The following is a 14,344-nucleotide window of genomic DNA, read 5'->3' as shown; positions in this document are numbered from 1 at the left end:
CAGCGGGCCCCGCCGGCGTCGGGGCGCGGGCCGGCCGGTCAGCGGCCGACGGCGCAGGCGTCCCCGTTGAGCATGAACCGTGGCGGTGCCGAGGCGTCCCCGGTGTGCTCGACGAGATAGCCGAGGGTGATGCTCGCGCCCGGGGCGATCGTGGCGTTGTGCCCGGCGTCGGCCGCCTCGATCGTGTTGCTGCCCTGGGTCAGGTCCGTGTTCCAGTCCGAGACGACGGTCTGCCCGAGAGTCAGCGAGAATTCGAGCGTCCAGCCGTTCACTGGCGTGGTACCCGTGTTGGTGACGGTGAGGTCGACCGTGGAACCCGTACCCCAGGCGTTCACGGTGCGGTCCACCCGGCAGGTGGGCTCCTCCTGCGCGAACGACACCCGGTGCAGTCCGCCGGGCAGGTCGTTGACCACGTAGAACTCCCCGTCGGCGGTCGCCCCGATGGATGTCACCTGAGTGGGCATCTTCCCGATCTCCGCCTCCTCGTACCCGCCCGCGCCGTCGGGGCGCAGCGCCCAGACCGTGGACGAGCAGTAGTCGGTGGCGATGTACGTGCCGCCGACCAGGCCGGCGTACTCCTGGCCCCGGTAGACGCGGCCGCCGATGATCGAGCAGCCTCCGGTGTACGGCGAGTACGTGAAGACCGGTTCCGTGTACGTCTCGCCGGCCTTGCAGTCGCCGCCCTCGAACTTCTCCAGCCCCTCGTAGCAGGACCAGCCGAGGTTCAGCCCTCCCTGCCCGGGCGCGAGGTGGTCGATCTCCTCCCAGTGGCCCTGGCCGACGTCGCCGATCCACAGCGAGCCGTCGGCGTCGTCGAAGGAGAACCGCCAGGGGTTGCGCAGTCCGTACAGCCAGATCTCCTCGCGGGCGCCGGGGGTGCCCACGAAGGGGTTGTCGTCGGGGACGCAGTAGGCGAGCTCGCCGCAGCTCCGGCTCACGTCGATGCGCATGATCTTGCCGAGCAGGGTGTCCAGCCGCTGCGCGGCGCGCAGGGGGTCCGCCGAGCCACCGCCGTCGCCGATGCTCCAGTACAGATGGCCGTCCGGGCCGAACGCGAGCTGGCCGCCGTTGTGGTTGCTGTTCTCGGCGTGCGGCTGCGAGAGCAGGACCTCCAGGCGGGACTCGTCGAGGCGGTAGCGGGCGAGGGTGACCGCGGCGTCGGGCAGTGCCGTGTACGCCAGGTACAGGTCCTGGCTCTCGGCGAAGTCGGGCGGGAGGGCGATGCCGAGCAGACCGCGCTCGTTGCCCGACTCGTCCACGGCCGACTTGATGTCCACGATCGGCGTGGCGGCCAGGCCGGTGTCCGGCCGGTAGACGCGGACGGTGCCGGACTTCTCCGTGATGAAGAGCCGGTCCGTGCCGTCGTCGGGGGCGACGAGCGCGGTGGGCCGCTTCAGTCCGGAGGCGACCTGGGTGGTGGTCGCGCTGAGCGAGGGGAGGGGGACAGGCGACGAGGCTTCCGCCCGGGGCGGCCCGGCATCGGCGGCCGAGGCGGGGAGCGAGAGGGGGGCGGTCAGCAGGAGGGCCAGCAGAACTGGCCCTGCCCAGCGGCGTCTTGGCATGTATCGGCTCCAGAGTGGGGGACGCTTGCGCAGTGGCGGTCTTCGCACATCGGTGGTGCTTGCACGCGGTGGCGGTTCCATGGAGAACGGGCGCGGCCAGGCTGCGGCAGCATGGGAGCGCTCCCGCACCAGGCTGCGCGCCATGGAACGGGGCGGCAACGTGTGATTGCGCCACCTTCGCGCCGAGTGGCGGAAAAGCGATGCGAGCGCGGAGCGGCCCGGCGCGCCGACGGCGGTCGGTGAGCCGCACCCCACCTGGGGCGCCGATGTGCGGCCGTTACCATCCCCTGTGACCGAAACAGCCGAACAAGGTGTACCTCGCACCCGCATACTCGCCGACCTGACGCCGCTGCGTTCCTCCCCCGACTACCGGCGGCTCTGGTTCGGGAACACCGTCTCCTGGATCGGGCAGGGCATGACGGCGCTCGCCGTCTCCCTCCAGGTCTACGACATCACCGGGTCGGCGTTCTCCGTAGGACTGATCGGTCTCTGCTCACTCGTCCCGCTGGTGCTCCTCGGTCTGTACAGCGGGGCCGTCGCCGACACCGTCGACCGGCGCCGGCTGGGGCTCTTCAGCGCCACCGGCTCGTTCCTGCTCTCCCTCGTGCTGGCCGCGGTGACGTTCGCCGGGGTCGAGCACGTGGGGCTGCTCTACGCGGTCGTCGCCCTCCAGGCCGTGTGCTTCGCGCTCAACTCCCCGGCCCGGAGCTCGATGATCGCCCGGCTGCTCCCGGCCGAACAGCTGCCCGCCGCCAACGCGCTCAACGCCATGACGTCCACCACCGGCGGCCTGGCAGGCCCGATGCTCGGCGGCCTCATCGTCGGCTGGTGGGGCTACCGGGCGGCGTACACCGTCGACGCCGTCACCTTCACGGCCTCGCTGTACGCGATGTGGCGGCTGCCCTCGATGCTGCCCGACCGGGCCGCGGGGGAGAAGGGGGCCGGGCGGGCGTCCGTCATGGACGGCCTGCGCTTCCTCGGCACCAGGCCCAATCTCCGGATGACCTTCTTCACCGACCTGAGCGCGATGGTGCTCGCCCACCCCCGGGCCCTCTTCCCCGTGGTCGCCGTGGTCTGGTTCGGCGGCGACGCGAAGACCACCGGACTCCTGGTCGCCGCCCCGGCACTGGGGGCACTGCTCGGCAGTGTCTTCTCCGGGTGGCTGGGCCGCATCCGCCGGCACGGGCTCGCGGTGCTGATCGCCGTGGCCTGCTGGGGTGGAGCCATCGCGGTGTTCGGGCTCACCCGGCAGCTCTGGCCCGGGCTGGTCCTGCTCGCGCTCGCCGGCTGCGCGGACTCCATCTCGATGGTCTTCCGCAACACCATGCTCCAGGCGGCCGTGCCGGACGACATGCGCGGCCGGCTGCAGGGCGTGTTCATCGTCGTCGTGGCGGGCGGTCCACGGCTCGGAGATCTCGTGGCCGGCTCCGTGGCCGACCTGACCTCACCGGCCGTGGCGGTGACCGGCGGCGGCATCGCATGCGTGCTGGTGGTGTGCCTGCTCGGGCTGCGCTGGCGCGCCTTCGCCCGGTACGACGCACGCGATCCGCAGCCGTAGGGCCGGGGGACCGGTCAGGAGACGTCGGTGACGTCCGGCATCTCGCCCCCGGTCGTCGTGGGGTCGAACACCGAGAACACCGCGCCCTGCGGGTCCGTCAGGGACGCGAACCGGCCGAACGGGATGGTCATCGGCTCGACGCGGACCTCCGCCCCGAGCGACGTGGCCTTCTCCACCGCCGCGTCGCAGTCGGCCACGCCGAAGTAGACGTTCAGATGGGCCGGCACCTGGGGCGGGAACTCCTCACCCATCTTCATCCGGCCGAGCACCGGGTCGGCGCCCAGGTCGTAGAGCGAGAAGTCGATCGCGTCGTCGTCCATGTGCTTCACGCCGTAGCCGAAGACGGACGGGAAGAAGGAGTCCGCCTTCGCCGGCTCCCGGGTGCAGATCTCCGCCCAGGCGAACGCGCCGGGCACCGCACGGGCCTCGAACCCTTCGTGACTGCCCGCCTGCCACACCCCGAAGGCCGCCCCGCCGGGGTCGGTGGCCAGCACCATCGTCCCGAAGTCGCCGACCCGCATCGGCTCCACCAGCACCTGGCCCCCGTGTTCGCCGATCTTCGTCGCGGTGGCGGCGGCGTCCGGTGACGCGAGGTACAGACACCAGGCGTTCGATGCCTCCTGGCCGGGCATCGGAGGCGACAGCGCGGCGACCGCCTTCCCGTCCACATAGGCCTGGGTGTAGTTGCCGTACTCCGGCATCGAGTCGGCGTACGTCCAGCCCAGGAGCTCACCGTAGAAGCGCTTCGCCCCTTCGAGGTCGCCGAACGTGCCGTCGGCCCAGCACGGAGTGCCCTCGGATTCTGCGGCCATGACCCGGCCCTCACTTCACTCGACGATCGGTCCTTCCTTCACGCTAGCCAACCGTCGCCCGGGCGGCGCGCCGAGCACGTCTCAGCCCTCCGGACCGGCGCGGCCGACCACCGAACGGGCCACCCCGAGCTCCACCAGGTCCTGGGGGCGCAGCCGGAGCTGGTCGGCGGTGGACCGCACCTCGTCCGGACCGCGCTTCAGGATGGCCGCCGCCAGTTCGGGGGCGATCACCGAGAAGTAGCTGTCCGCCGTGACATGGGTGTTGTCCGGCGCGGCCAGGGCCAGCGCCCCGCCGGAGCCGCCCTCGCCGATCACGAGCGTCGTCACGGGGACCCGGGCCCCGGCGACCGCCGCGAAGGCGTCGGCGATGGCGGCGCCCGCGCCCGCCCGTTCCGCCTCCGCGTCGTTGGCGGCGCCGGGGGTGTCGATCAGGGTCAGCACAGGGAGGCCGAGCCGGTCCGCCAGCCGGATCACCCGGGCCGCCGTACGGTAGCCCGCAGGGCGGGTCGCGGTGCCGCACTGCGCGGCGTACGCCACGGGGCGCCCCGCATGCAGACCGACCCCGCAGAGCAGCCCGGGGTCCCTGCCGCCGCACCGGTCACCGCCCAAGGGGAGCCGGTCATCGAAGTACGCGTCCAGATAGGCCTCGGCCCGTGGCCGCGCCGCCGACCTGGCCTGCTCCACCGCCTCCCAGCCCGTCTCCGGCAGCCCCGTGGCCGACAGCGCGCCCGGCACCGGGGCGGCCCGCACCGGCTCCGCGACCGTCAGCGCGGCCAGCCAGCGGCCCAGCGTGCCCGGCAGCTCCCGCGGCGTGACGACCGCGTCGACCTGACCCGCCGCGAGCTGCCCCTCGGCGGTGTACGCGTACGGATCCGCGTCCGCGGGCCGCACCCGGGACCCCGCGAAGCCGATCTGCGCACCGGGCAGCGCCAGCACCACGTCGGAGCCCGCCCCCACGGTCGCCCAGCCGCCCCCCGTCGTCGGGTCCCGCAGCACCGCGATCTGCGCCAGCCCCTGGGCCCTCAGCCGCGTGGACGCGCGGGCCACCCGCTGAAGCTGTATCAGCGCGATCATGCCCTCCTGCATCCGGCTGCCCCCGGTGGCGACGAGCGAGACGAGCGGCAGCCTCCGCTCACCCGCCAGCGCGTACGCGGCCTCCAGCCGGTCCCCGGTCCGACCGCCCAACGAGCCGCCCAGGAAGCCGAATTCGAACGCGACCAGGACGCACTCCCGGCCGCCGACGACGGCGGTCCCGTACAGGACGGACTCCTCCTCGCCGGTCCGCGCCGAGGCGCGCGCCCTGGACTCCGCGTAACCGCCCCAGCCGAGCGGGCCGTCCGGAGGGACGGACCGCCCGGCCGGACGGTGTTCGGTGAAGCTGCCGGTGACGGCGGCGATCGCCTCCCGCGCCGACAGGCGGGCGCACGTGGGGTCAGACACCGAGTGACCTCTTCATGATCTTGCCCAGCTCGTTCCGGGGCAGTACGTCGAGGTAGCGGACGACGCGCGGGCGTTTGTGCGGTGCCAGCAGGTCCGCCACATGGTCCGCCAGCTCCCGCTCCTCCGGGGGCGATCCGGGGTCGGCCGGCACCACCCAGGCGACGATCCGCTCGCCGAGGTCCGAGTCCGGCTCGCCGGTGACGGCTGCCTCCCGCACACCGGGGTGGTCGAGCAGGGCGTTCTCGATCTCACCGGCACCGATCTTGTAGCCGCCGCTCTTGATGAGGTCGGTGGCCTTGCGCCCGACGATCCGCACATAGCCGTCGGGGTCGACCGTGGCCATGTCGCCCGTACGGAAGAAGCCGTCCTCGGTGAAGGCGGCGGCCGTGGCGTCCGGCCGGTTCAGATAGCCGGTGAAGAGGTTCGGGCCGCGCACCTGGATCTCGCCGATGGACGCGGTGTCCCGGAGCACGGTGCCGTCCTCCTCGACGAGCCTGAGCTCCACGCCCGGCAGCGGCGGGCCGACCGTTCCGGCCCGGGGTACGCCCTCGGCCCGCACGCCCGTGTTCATCAGGGTCTCGGTCATTCCGTACCGCTCGATGACCCCGCGCCCGGTGGCGGCGGCGATCCGCTCCTGGTCGTGGACCGGCAGTGCCGCCGAGCCCGAGACGAGCAGACGGGCGCCCGCCAGGGCGGTCGCGAGGTCGCCGGACCCCGCCTGACCGTCCAGCGCACCAGCCAGCCGGTGGTACATCGTGGGGACTCCGAACAGCATCGTGCCCCCGGAGCGGAGCTCCCGGGCCACCCCCTCGGCCGAGAACCGGCCGAGGTGACGCACGGAGCCGCCCCGGCGCAGCGGGCCGAGGACGCCCAGGATCAGCCCGTGCACGTGGAACAGCGGCAGGGCGTGGACCAGGACGTCCTCGCCGGTCCACCGCCAGGCGTCCTCCAGCGCGTCCAGCGTCGCCGCGATCGCCCGGCGGGGCAGGACGGCGCCCTTGGGCGGGCCCGTCGTGCCGGAGGTGTAGACGACCAGCGCGGGGGAGTCCGCCGGGGGCTCGGCGGGGCCGGCCTCCGTCGGGCGGGCGGACGTGTCGACATCCAGCCGCTCCAGGCCGCCCAGCGCGGCCGGCAGTACGTCGTCGGCCCCGGCCAGCACCACCGACGGGGCGCTGTCGGCGACGATGTGCGTGAGTTCCCGCTCACCGGTCTTCGGATTGAGCGGCACGGCGGGCACCCCCGCCCGGAGCGCCGCCACGACGGCGACCACCGTCTCCGGGGTGGACGTGGCCCACACCGCGACGCGCCCCGCCCCCGCGATCCGGACGGCGAGTGAGGCGGTCGCATCGGCCAACTGTGCGTAGGTCAGGGCGTGTTCGCCGAACCGGACGGCCTCAGGGGAGTCCGTGCGGCCGGACGCTCCGCTCAGCGCGGGCAGAAGAGAGATCACCCGGCGAAGCCTAAGCGCTGACCGCGAAGTCCCGAAGAGGGCCGTCAGCCGTCGCGCCGGACGCTCCGCATCCGGCCGTAGGCGTAGACGGCGCCCGCCAGCGCCAGGTCGGAGAGCAGCATGAAGCCGATCGAGTACGAGTCCTTCGCGCTGTAGATCGCCCCCATGACCAGCGGCGGGACGAAGCCGCCGAGCCCGCCCATCGCACCGACGATGCCGGTCACGCTGCCCACCTTCGCCTGCGGCGTCACCTGCGAGACCAGGGCGAAGACGCTGCCGCTCGCGGTGCCGAGACCGGCCGCCATGCAGAGCAGCGCGACCGTGCCGAGCGGATCCAGCGGCGGGTCGAAGGCCTGGACGACGGCCATCAGCGCGGCCAGCAGCAGGGCCCCGGCCGTGACCAGGGCGGGGTGGATCCGGTCCGACAGCCAGCCGCCGATCGGCCGGAAGATGACGGTGACCAGCGCGAACCCCGCCGCCTTGGTGCCCGCCTCCGTCGGTGACATCTCGTACCAGGTCTTCAGGTACGTCGGCAGATACACCCCGAACGCGACGATGCCGCCGAAGCCGATCGCGTACAGCGCGGACAGCTCCCAGGTCACCCGCAGCCGGCCCGCCTCGCCCAGCCGGTGGCCCAGGGAGTCCGTCGGCACCTTCCGCCCCGGGTGGTCGGTGATGAGGACCGCCGCGAGCAGCGAGTAGACCAGGAGCGCTCCGGCGACGATCCAGAACGGCAGGTTCACGTCGTGCCCGGCGATCCTCGGCGTGAAGTAGCCGGACAGCGCGACGCCGCCCATGCCCATCCCGAACACCCCGAGCGCGAGACCCCGTTTCACCGGTGGGAACCACGAGTTGACCAGTGGGATACCGATCGCGAACGTCGTGCCGCCGAGCCCGAGCAGGAAGCCGACCGCCAGCATCGCCCCGTACGAGTCCTTGGCGGGGATGAGCAGCAGCACCGGGACGATCGTCAGGGCCGAGACGACCGGGAACATCAGCTTGGCGCCGAACTTGTCGGTCAGCGCGCCCGCCGGGATCCGGCCGAGCGAGCCGACGAGCACGGGCACCGCCACCAGCAGCGACTGCTGGAAGGAGCTCAGGCCGAGCCGCTCCTTGAAGTCACCGGACAGGGGGGAGATCAGGTTCCACGCCCAGAAGGTGAGCGTGAATCCGATCGTGGCCATGATCAGGTTCCGGTAGGCGGCGGCGGATTGTTTCCGGTCCGGGGCGGGGGCCTGCTCGGCGGTTGTCTCCACACCGCAAGTCAAGGGGGGAGGAGCGGGCGAGGCACGGTGGGCTGCGCCATCCGGGTAAGCCCGTCGCACGGCAGACGCCCCATGGGCGGCGGGCCTCCCGGCGGCCCCCGGACGGGCCTCCCACCCGCCGTTTTCCGCCCCGGACTGCGAGAATCGCCGGTATGGACCGGTTGGACAGAGAGATCCTCGGCATTCTCCAGGAAGACGCCCGGATCTCGTACCGCGATCTGGGCGTGCGCGTGGGGCTCAGTGCCAACGCCGCGGGCGACCGTGTGCGCCGTATGCGCCGCGACGGGGTGATCCGCGGCTTCACGGTCATCGTCGACCCGGCCGCCGACACCCGTTCGGGCCTCGTCGTCTTCATCGACGTGTCGCTGCGCCTCGACACGACGAACGAGGAGTTCGAACGCTCGGTGCTGACCCTGCCCGGCATCACCGAGGTGGTGCACGTGACGGGCGCCCACGACTACCTCGTACGCGCCACGGCGGCCGACCCCGGATCCCTGGACACGCTGCTGCGACGGCTGAAGAGGGACGCGGGCGTCGCCCACTCCAACACCCGGATCGCCCTCAGAGCGGCGCCTGCCAGGTGACGGTCGGCGACCGTCCGCCGTCCTCGGCGCGCCCGTCGTCCGCGACCACCAGCCGCACCGCCGCCCGCCCGTCGGGCAGCCGCGCCGTCGCGTCCACCTCCACCTCGACGGCCGACACCCCCGCCCGCCGGTGCGCGGCCGCCAGGGCGCCGCGCAGCACGTCGAGCAGTTCCCCGTCCACCGGCTCCCGCACCAGGGCGTCCACCGCGCCGGTGAACTGGACCGACGGCTGGAAGCCGAGCACCGCCGCCGCTCCGCCCGTCTCGCGCAGGACCCGGCCGCGAAAGGTCGTGGGAGCGTCGGCCGGCGGCTGCTGGAGCGCGAAGATCGCGGTCCTGACCTCCTGGATCGTGGAGTCCAGCTCGTCGACCGCGTGCCCGAGCAGCTCGGCGGTCCCGGTGTCGCCCGCGAGGTCCTTGCGGCGGGTCGACTCCAGCATCATCTCGGTGGCGAACAGCCGCTGTACGACGAGGTCGTGCAGGTCACGGGCGATGCGGTCGCGGTCCTCGTAGACCGCCAGCTGCTCCCTGTAGTGCTGCGCGTCGGCCATCACCAGGGCCAGCGCGGCCTGGGAGGCGAACTGGGAGGCGAGCAGCCGGTCCATCGCCGTGTACGGGGCCTCGCCGCGCCGCCGGGGGAGGGCCAGCGTGCCGATCAGCCTGCCCTCGTTCTCCAGGGGCAGCATCATGCTGGGGCCGAACCGGGAGCGTACGGGCGTCGTCATCCGTTCGTCCGTCGCGGAGTCCTCGATGAAGACCTCCTCGCCGCCCAGCAGCTGCACGAGGACGGGGGAGCCCGGCTCGATGGCGGTGCCGACCAGGCCGGCCGGATCGTCCAGGGTGGAGGCGGCGACGATCTCCATCCCGCCGCCCGGGGTCGGCTGGAGGATCACCCCGGCCGCCGCGTCGGCCAGCACCCTGGCCCGCTCGGCGACGGTCGTCAGCGCGTCCGTCGTGCCCGCTCCGGTCAGCAGCGCCCGGGTGACGGCCGCCGCCCCCTCGATCCAGTGCTCCCGCTGCCGTGCCGCCTCGTACAGATGGGCGCCGCTGATCGCCGCGGCGGCCTGGGAGGCGAGCAGCCGCAGCAGCGCCGACTCGGTGTCCGTGAAGCGCCCCGGCTCCCCGGCGGTGAGGCAGAGGCTGCCGAGCACCTCGGTGTGCACCCGGACGGGCGCCCCGAGGAAGGAACGCATCGGCAGGAGCGGCTCCGGAAGGACGCGGGGGTGCGGGCCGGCCGTCAGATCGTCGACGCGCACGGCCTGGTCCTCGTCCACGAGGGCCCCGAGGACCCCCGCCCGCCCGTCCAGGAGCGGGCTCGCGGTGCGGCGTTCGCCGTCGGACAGGCCGGTCGTGAACAGGTCGGTGACATGGCGGTCCTCCCCGTGGAGGAGGGCCAGGGCGCCGTAACGCGCCCCGGCCAACGCCGTCGCGGTGTCCACGATGTGCTGGAGGGTGGTCCGCAGGTCCGGATCCGTCCCGTCCACCGGCGGCCCGCCGGCTTCAGCCGGCGAGCGGGGCGAGGGCCAGCGGCTGGACCGTGCCGTCCAGCATCGCGCCGAGCCCCAGGACCGAGCACACGTCGGGCCGCTCGCCGATGTGCACCGGCACACCCGTGGCGTCGCGCAGCATCTGGTCGAGGCCCGGCAGCAGCGCGCTGCCGCCGACCATCATGATCCCGGACTCCGCGATGTCGGCCACCAGGTCGGGCGGGCAGTCACGCAGCACCTTCCCCAGTCCGTCGAGCACCGCGGTCAGCGGGGCGTGGATCGCCTGGCGTACGGCGGCGGTGTCGACCTGGACCGAACGGGCCAGACCGGTCGCCACGTCCCGGCCGTGGATCTCCGTCACCGCCGGGCCGGCGACCGTGAGGCCGTTGCCCCGGAGCGCCAGCTGCAGGGGCCGCACGGACTGGCTGGGCAGCATCAGCTCGTGGTGCTGGCGCAGATGCTGGATGACCGCGTGGTCGATGGCCTCGCCGCCGATCGGGATGCGTACGGCCGTCACGATCGAGCCGAGCGAGAGCACGGCGATCTGGGTGGTGGCCGCCCCGCAGACCATGATCATGGTGGCGGTCGGCTGTTCGACCGGCAGCCCGCAGCCGATGGCCGCGGCGATGAGGGTGTCGACCAGCTCCACCCGCCGCGCGCCGAGCCCCACGAGGGTCTCGACGGCCGCCCGCTGGGCCAGCGGATCGGCGTCGTGCGGGACACAGGCGGCGGCCCGCAGCCGCGGCTTCCGGCGCAGCTGGCGGCGGAGCTTCTCACCGAGCAGATGGCGCAGCATCCGCTGCGCCATGTCGATGTCGACGACGGTCCCGCCGGAGACGGGACGGGCCACCCGGATGTACGCGGGCGTACGGCCGGTCATCTGCTCGGCGAGCGCGCCGACGGCGATGAGCGAGCCGGTCCGCATGTTCACGGCGGCGACACTGGGCTCGTCGACGACGAGCCCCACTCCCTTGATGTACACACGGGTCCTCGCGGCCCCGAGATCGACGGCGACATGGCAACGGCGCAACTGTTCGAGACTGACGGTCACGGCAGGTTCTCCCGAGAGCGCTGACGGGGGGCACCGGCGGCAGCCGGCTGTCCTGGCATCGTCGCTCCGTGGCCGGTGCGGCGCGCGCTGGGTGAGCCGTCGGGGGGACAAGAGCTGACGGCATGCCAGATCTCAGGGCCCGTCAGGCAGCAGCCGCTGGAACAGTCCCCAGGTGAACTCGGCGACGCGGGGCCGGCCACCGGGCGCGGCCGGGTCGGTGAAGGCCAGTGCCCAGCGGGTCGGCGCGCTGCCCTCCATGGGCCGCGCCGGGGCGAAGGCCCTGGCCACCTCGTCCACGGTGCACGACCAGGGGAGCAGGTCGGCGGCCGTACGCAACCCGGGGCCCGCCGCGCCCGGCGCGCGGACCAGCCATTCGTTCCACACCGCTCCGCCGGGGCCCGCCATCACCTCGAACCGCAGGTCCGGCCAGAGCGGCAGCGGCCACAGCAGCGCGTCGCACTCCAGGTCGCCGACCTTGCGGCGTACGGACGACTCGGGCTCGCCCAGGACCGAGCGGTAGCGGCGCAGAGCGCCCCGGCCGCGCGGGGCGCGCAGCATGGCCTGCCAGCGGCGGTTCGCCTCCCGCATCTCGGCGAGGGAGGCGCTCAGTTCATGACGGGCGTCCTCGACGAGGTCCGGCTGGTGGTCGGCCATCCGGCGCAGCAGGACGAGCTGGAACTGGAGCGGCCCGAACGGGGTGGGAGCGGTCATGGTGCCCATCCTGCCGCGTACCGAACGTATCGGGCGGCGTACCCCGGAGTCCTTGGTTCCACACAGGATCCTCACCTGTGCGGCTTCCTGTGTTGTTCCGCGCACGTCTAGTCTGCGGGCGCCATGGATTACTGCCACCCGTGCCAACGGCACCTCAACGGGGCGCTGGCCTGCGCCGGTTGCGGGACCCCCGCCGACGCGCTGGCCCCCTATGCCGTCGCGGGCCCCTCCGCCGTTGACCCGGAGCCGCCCGGCGAGACCCTGGAGACCTCCGGGGCCGCCGGTCACCGCCGCCGTGTCCGGGGTGCCGCGCGGCCCCGCCGTCGCAGGGGGCACCGCAGGCGCGGCCGCGCGCTGCTGCTGACGGCGGCGGGTGCGGTGCTGGCGCTTGGCGCGCTGAGCCTCGCCGAGCTGGCCATGGAGCCCGGGGGCGACAGCGGTGGATCGGAGTACGTGAGCGAGGCCACGACCGCGGCCACGGAGCCTGTCCCGTCCGCGTCGTCGAGCACGGAGGCCGACGACCCCGGCCCGGTGGAGGCGCCCACCGTCGTGCCGGTCACCGATTCCCACTCCGCGACCGCGACCACGACGGGCGGCCCGGCCCGCACCACGGCGCCCGGGGTGCCCCCGTCACCCTCCGCGCCCGCGAAGGCCTCGCCGTCCGCGTCCGCCGGCCCCGAGGAGACGGAAGCGCCGGCCGAACCCTCGGACTCCGGAAAGCCGACAGCGGACCCCACACCGTCGGAGCCGTCGGACGAGCCGACCCCCACCCCGTCACCGACGGAGACCTGCATCTGGTGGATCTTCTGCCCCTGACGCGGCGGAGGTCCTAGGCGGCGTCCTCGCCGAGCATCCTGCGCAGCAGGTCGCGGAGCACCGTCCGCTCCGACTCCGACAGCTCGGCGAGCGGCTCCCGGGCGAAGTCCAGCGCGTCCCGCAGCTGCCGGGCCGTCCGGACGCCCTCCTCGGTCGGGGCGGCGAGCTTCACCCGCCGGTCGGCCGGGTCCGGGCGGCGTTCCACGAGGCCCCGGAGCTCCAGCCGGTCGACTATTCCGGTGATGTTGGACGGTTCACATTTCAGTTTCCGGGCAACCTTGCGCATGGGCATCGGCTCCAGGGAGAGCAGCCCGAGGACCCTGGCCTGCGCGCCGGTCAGCGCGTGTGTGGCCGCTGCCCGCTCGTACTCCTCGTGGTAGCGCGCCACGACTCCGCCGATGAGCTGGATGACGTCGAGGGTGAGCGGATCCGTGCGCGAGGTGGCCATGACACCCAGGGTACCGAATTACTTGACAAGGTGAAATATCTGGACGCATGGTTGTTTCATGTCCTGAAGCTTTTACGGCTTCCCGCCCCGCACGACATCGAGGAGACCCGAGCCCATGTCCGCACTTCCCACGTCCAGCCGCGAATGGCACCTCGTCGCCCGCCCGCACGGCTGGCCCGAGGCATCCGATTTCGCGCTGCGCGAGGCGCCGGTGGCCGCCCCCGGTGAGGGCCGCCTCCTCGTCCGCAACCTCCACTTCTCGGTCGACCCCTACATGCGCGGCCGGATGAACGACGTGAAGTCGTACACCCCGCCCTTCAAGCTCGACCACCCCATGGAGGGCGGCGCGGTCGGCGAGGTCGTCGCGTCGAACGCCGAGGGCTTCGCCGTCGGCGACCACGTCCTGCACGGTCTCGGCTGGCGTGAGTACGCCGACGTCCCGGCCAAGCACGCGGTGAAGGTCGACGCCTCGCTCGCCCCGCTCTCCGCCTACCTCGGGGTGCTCGGCATGACCGGGCTCACCGCCTACGCCGGCCTGTTCGACGTCGCCTCCTTCAAGGAGGGGGACGCCGTCTTCGTCTCCGGCGCCGCCGGTGCGGTCGGCAGCCAGGTCGGCCAGATGGCCAAGCTCAAGGGCGCCTCCCGGGTCATCGGCTCGGCCGGCTCCGACGAGAAGGTCAAGCTCCTCACCGAGGAGTACGGCTTCGACGCGGCCTTCAACTACAAGAACGGCCCCGTACGGGACCAGCTCGCCGAGGCCGCCCCCGACGGCATCGACGTCTACTTCGACAACGTCGGCGGTGAGCACCTGGAGGCCGCGATCTCCTCGTTCAACGTCCACGGCCGCGCCACCATCTGCGGAATGATCGCCCAGTACAACGCCACGGAGCCCACCCCGGCCCCGCGTAACCTGGCGCTCGTCATCGGCAAGCGGCTGCGTCTGCAGGGCATGCTCGTCGGCGACCACTCCGCGCTCCAGCCGAAGTTCGTCGAGGACGTGGCCGGCTGGCTGGCCTCCGGTGAGCTCAAGTACCGCGAGACGAAGGTCGAGGGCATCGAGAACGGCTACGACGCCTTCGTCGGCCTGCTGCGCGGCGAGAACACCGGCAAGATGATCGTCTCGCTGGACGCCTGACCGGCCCCGGCCGCCCGTGAAGCCGT

General features: G+C 73.1%; 13 protein-coding genes. 4 read left to right on the top strand and 9 right to left on the bottom strand.

Going from position 1 to position 14,344, the window contains the following annotated elements; all coding sequences use genetic code 11:
• Positions 1-38 precede the first annotated feature (38 nt).
• On the bottom strand, positions 39-1,562 hold the full coding sequence (locus tag AB0P41_RS01720; RefSeq protein WP_365929437.1) for a PQQ-dependent sugar dehydrogenase: 1,524 nt from the start codon (positions 1,560-1,562) through the stop codon (positions 39-41).
• Between the two features lie 289 nt (positions 1,563-1,851).
• On the opposite strand from AB0P41_RS01720, the gene AB0P41_RS01715 reads away from it, so the two are divergent.
• Positions 1,852-3,120 carry an MFS transporter gene (locus AB0P41_RS01715; protein WP_356707588.1) on the top strand — a complete coding sequence of 423 codons (1,269 nt, stop codon included), beginning with the start codon at positions 1,852-1,854 and terminating at the stop codon, positions 3,118-3,120.
• A 14-nt stretch (positions 3,121-3,134) separates the two neighbouring features.
• Here AB0P41_RS01715 and AB0P41_RS01710 read toward each other — a convergent pair whose 3' ends face one another.
• From AB0P41_RS01710 to AB0P41_RS01695, 4 genes are all read right to left on the bottom strand, one after another.
• Positions 3,135-3,932 (bottom strand): VOC family protein, encoded by a 798-nt coding sequence (locus tag AB0P41_RS01710; RefSeq protein ID WP_356707587.1) that lies wholly within the window; start codon positions 3,930-3,932, stop codon positions 3,135-3,137.
• A gap of 81 nt (positions 3,933-4,013) precedes the next feature.
• Complete coding sequence (locus AB0P41_RS01705) at positions 4,014-5,372, bottom strand: carboxyl transferase domain-containing protein (RefSeq protein WP_365929435.1); 1,359 nt, start codon at positions 5,370-5,372, stop codon at positions 4,014-4,016.
• The gene (locus tag AB0P41_RS01700) at positions 5,365-6,822 is read right to left on the bottom strand and encodes an acyl-CoA synthetase (protein WP_365929433.1); all 1,458 of its coding nucleotides are present in this window, start codon (positions 6,820-6,822) and stop codon (positions 5,365-5,367) included. The genes AB0P41_RS01705 and AB0P41_RS01700 overlap by 8 nt, the downstream gene beginning before the upstream one ends.
• Positions 6,823-6,866: 44 nt before the next feature.
• Positions 6,867-8,078, bottom strand: a complete 1,212-nt coding sequence (locus tag AB0P41_RS01695; protein WP_365929431.1) for a NarK/NasA family nitrate transporter — start codon at positions 8,076-8,078, stop codon at positions 6,867-6,869.
• Positions 8,079-8,239: 161 nt separating this feature from the next.
• On the opposite strand from AB0P41_RS01695, the gene AB0P41_RS01690 reads away from it, so the two are divergent.
• Positions 8,240-8,671: an Lrp/AsnC family transcriptional regulator gene (locus AB0P41_RS01690; RefSeq protein WP_033299607.1), complete on the top strand. Its 432-nt coding sequence runs from the start codon at positions 8,240-8,242 to the stop codon at positions 8,669-8,671.
• Here the strand turns inward: AB0P41_RS01690 and AB0P41_RS01685 are convergent.
• The 3 genes from AB0P41_RS01685 to AB0P41_RS01675 all read right to left on the bottom strand — a co-directional run bounded on the left by AB0P41_RS01685 (position 8,649) and on the right by AB0P41_RS01675 (position 11,919).
• On the bottom strand, positions 8,649-10,154 hold the full coding sequence (locus AB0P41_RS01685) for a GAF domain-containing protein (RefSeq protein ID WP_365929428.1): 1,506 nt from the start codon (positions 10,152-10,154) through the stop codon (positions 8,649-8,651). The genes AB0P41_RS01690 and AB0P41_RS01685 overlap by 23 nt on opposite strands.
• 16 nt (positions 10,155-10,170) lie before the next feature.
• Entirely contained in the window at positions 10,171-11,208 is a 1,038-nt protein-coding gene (locus tag AB0P41_RS01680) for a rod shape-determining protein (RefSeq protein ID WP_356707582.1), read from the bottom strand.
• A 132-nt stretch (positions 11,209-11,340) separates the two neighbouring features.
• Positions 11,341-11,919 carry a hypothetical protein gene (locus AB0P41_RS01675; RefSeq protein WP_356707581.1) on the bottom strand — a complete coding sequence of 193 codons (579 nt, stop codon included), beginning with the start codon at positions 11,917-11,919 and terminating at the stop codon, positions 11,341-11,343.
• A gap of 123 nt (positions 11,920-12,042) precedes the next feature.
• On the opposite strand from AB0P41_RS01675, the gene AB0P41_RS01670 reads away from it, so the two are divergent.
• Complete coding sequence (locus AB0P41_RS01670) at positions 12,043-12,735, top strand: hypothetical protein (protein ID WP_365929426.1); 693 nt, start codon at positions 12,043-12,045, stop codon at positions 12,733-12,735.
• Positions 12,736-12,748: 13 nt separating this feature from the next.
• Here AB0P41_RS01670 and AB0P41_RS01665 read toward each other — a convergent pair whose 3' ends face one another.
• Positions 12,749-13,183: a MarR family transcriptional regulator gene (locus AB0P41_RS01665; protein ID WP_356707579.1), complete on the bottom strand. Its 435-nt coding sequence runs from the start codon at positions 13,181-13,183 to the stop codon at positions 12,749-12,751.
• Positions 13,184-13,298: 115 nt separating this feature from the next.
• On the opposite strand from AB0P41_RS01665, the gene AB0P41_RS01660 reads away from it, so the two are divergent.
• The gene (locus tag AB0P41_RS01660) at positions 13,299-14,318 is read left to right on the top strand and encodes an NADP-dependent oxidoreductase (protein ID WP_356707578.1); all 1,020 of its coding nucleotides are present in this window, start codon (positions 13,299-13,301) and stop codon (positions 14,316-14,318) included.
• Positions 14,319-14,344: the final 26 nt, after the last annotated feature.

The organism is Streptomyces sp. NPDC079167 (genome assembly GCF_040686735.1).
Classification (GTDB): Bacteria; Actinomycetota; Actinomycetes; order Streptomycetales; family Streptomycetaceae; genus Streptomyces.
Note: the sequence above shows the minus strand (reverse complement) of the source record. Positions and strands in the feature narration are given on the sequence as shown.

Coding starts and splice junctions, on each gene's coding strand:
- AB0P41_RS01720 (WP_365929437.1), bottom strand. CDS start 1,562: ATGCCAAGACGCCGCTGGGCAGGGCCAGTTCTGCTGGCCCTCCTGCTG.
- AB0P41_RS01690 (WP_033299607.1), top strand. CDS start 8,240: ATGGACCGGTTGGACAGAGAGATCCTCGGCATTCTCCAGGAAGACGCC.
- AB0P41_RS01675 (WP_356707581.1), bottom strand. CDS start 11,919: ATGACCGCTCCCACCCCGTTCGGGCCGCTCCAGTTCCAGCTCGTCCTG.
- AB0P41_RS01710 (WP_356707587.1), bottom strand. CDS start 3,932: ATGGCCGCAGAATCCGAGGGCACTCCGTGCTGGGCCGACGGCACGTTC.
- AB0P41_RS01670 (WP_365929426.1), top strand. CDS start 12,043: ATGGATTACTGCCACCCGTGCCAACGGCACCTCAACGGGGCGCTGGCC.
- AB0P41_RS01660 (WP_356707578.1), top strand. CDS start 13,299: ATGTCCGCACTTCCCACGTCCAGCCGCGAATGGCACCTCGTCGCCCGC.
- AB0P41_RS01665 (WP_356707579.1), bottom strand. CDS start 13,183: ATGGCCACCTCGCGCACGGATCCGCTCACCCTCGACGTCATCCAGCTC.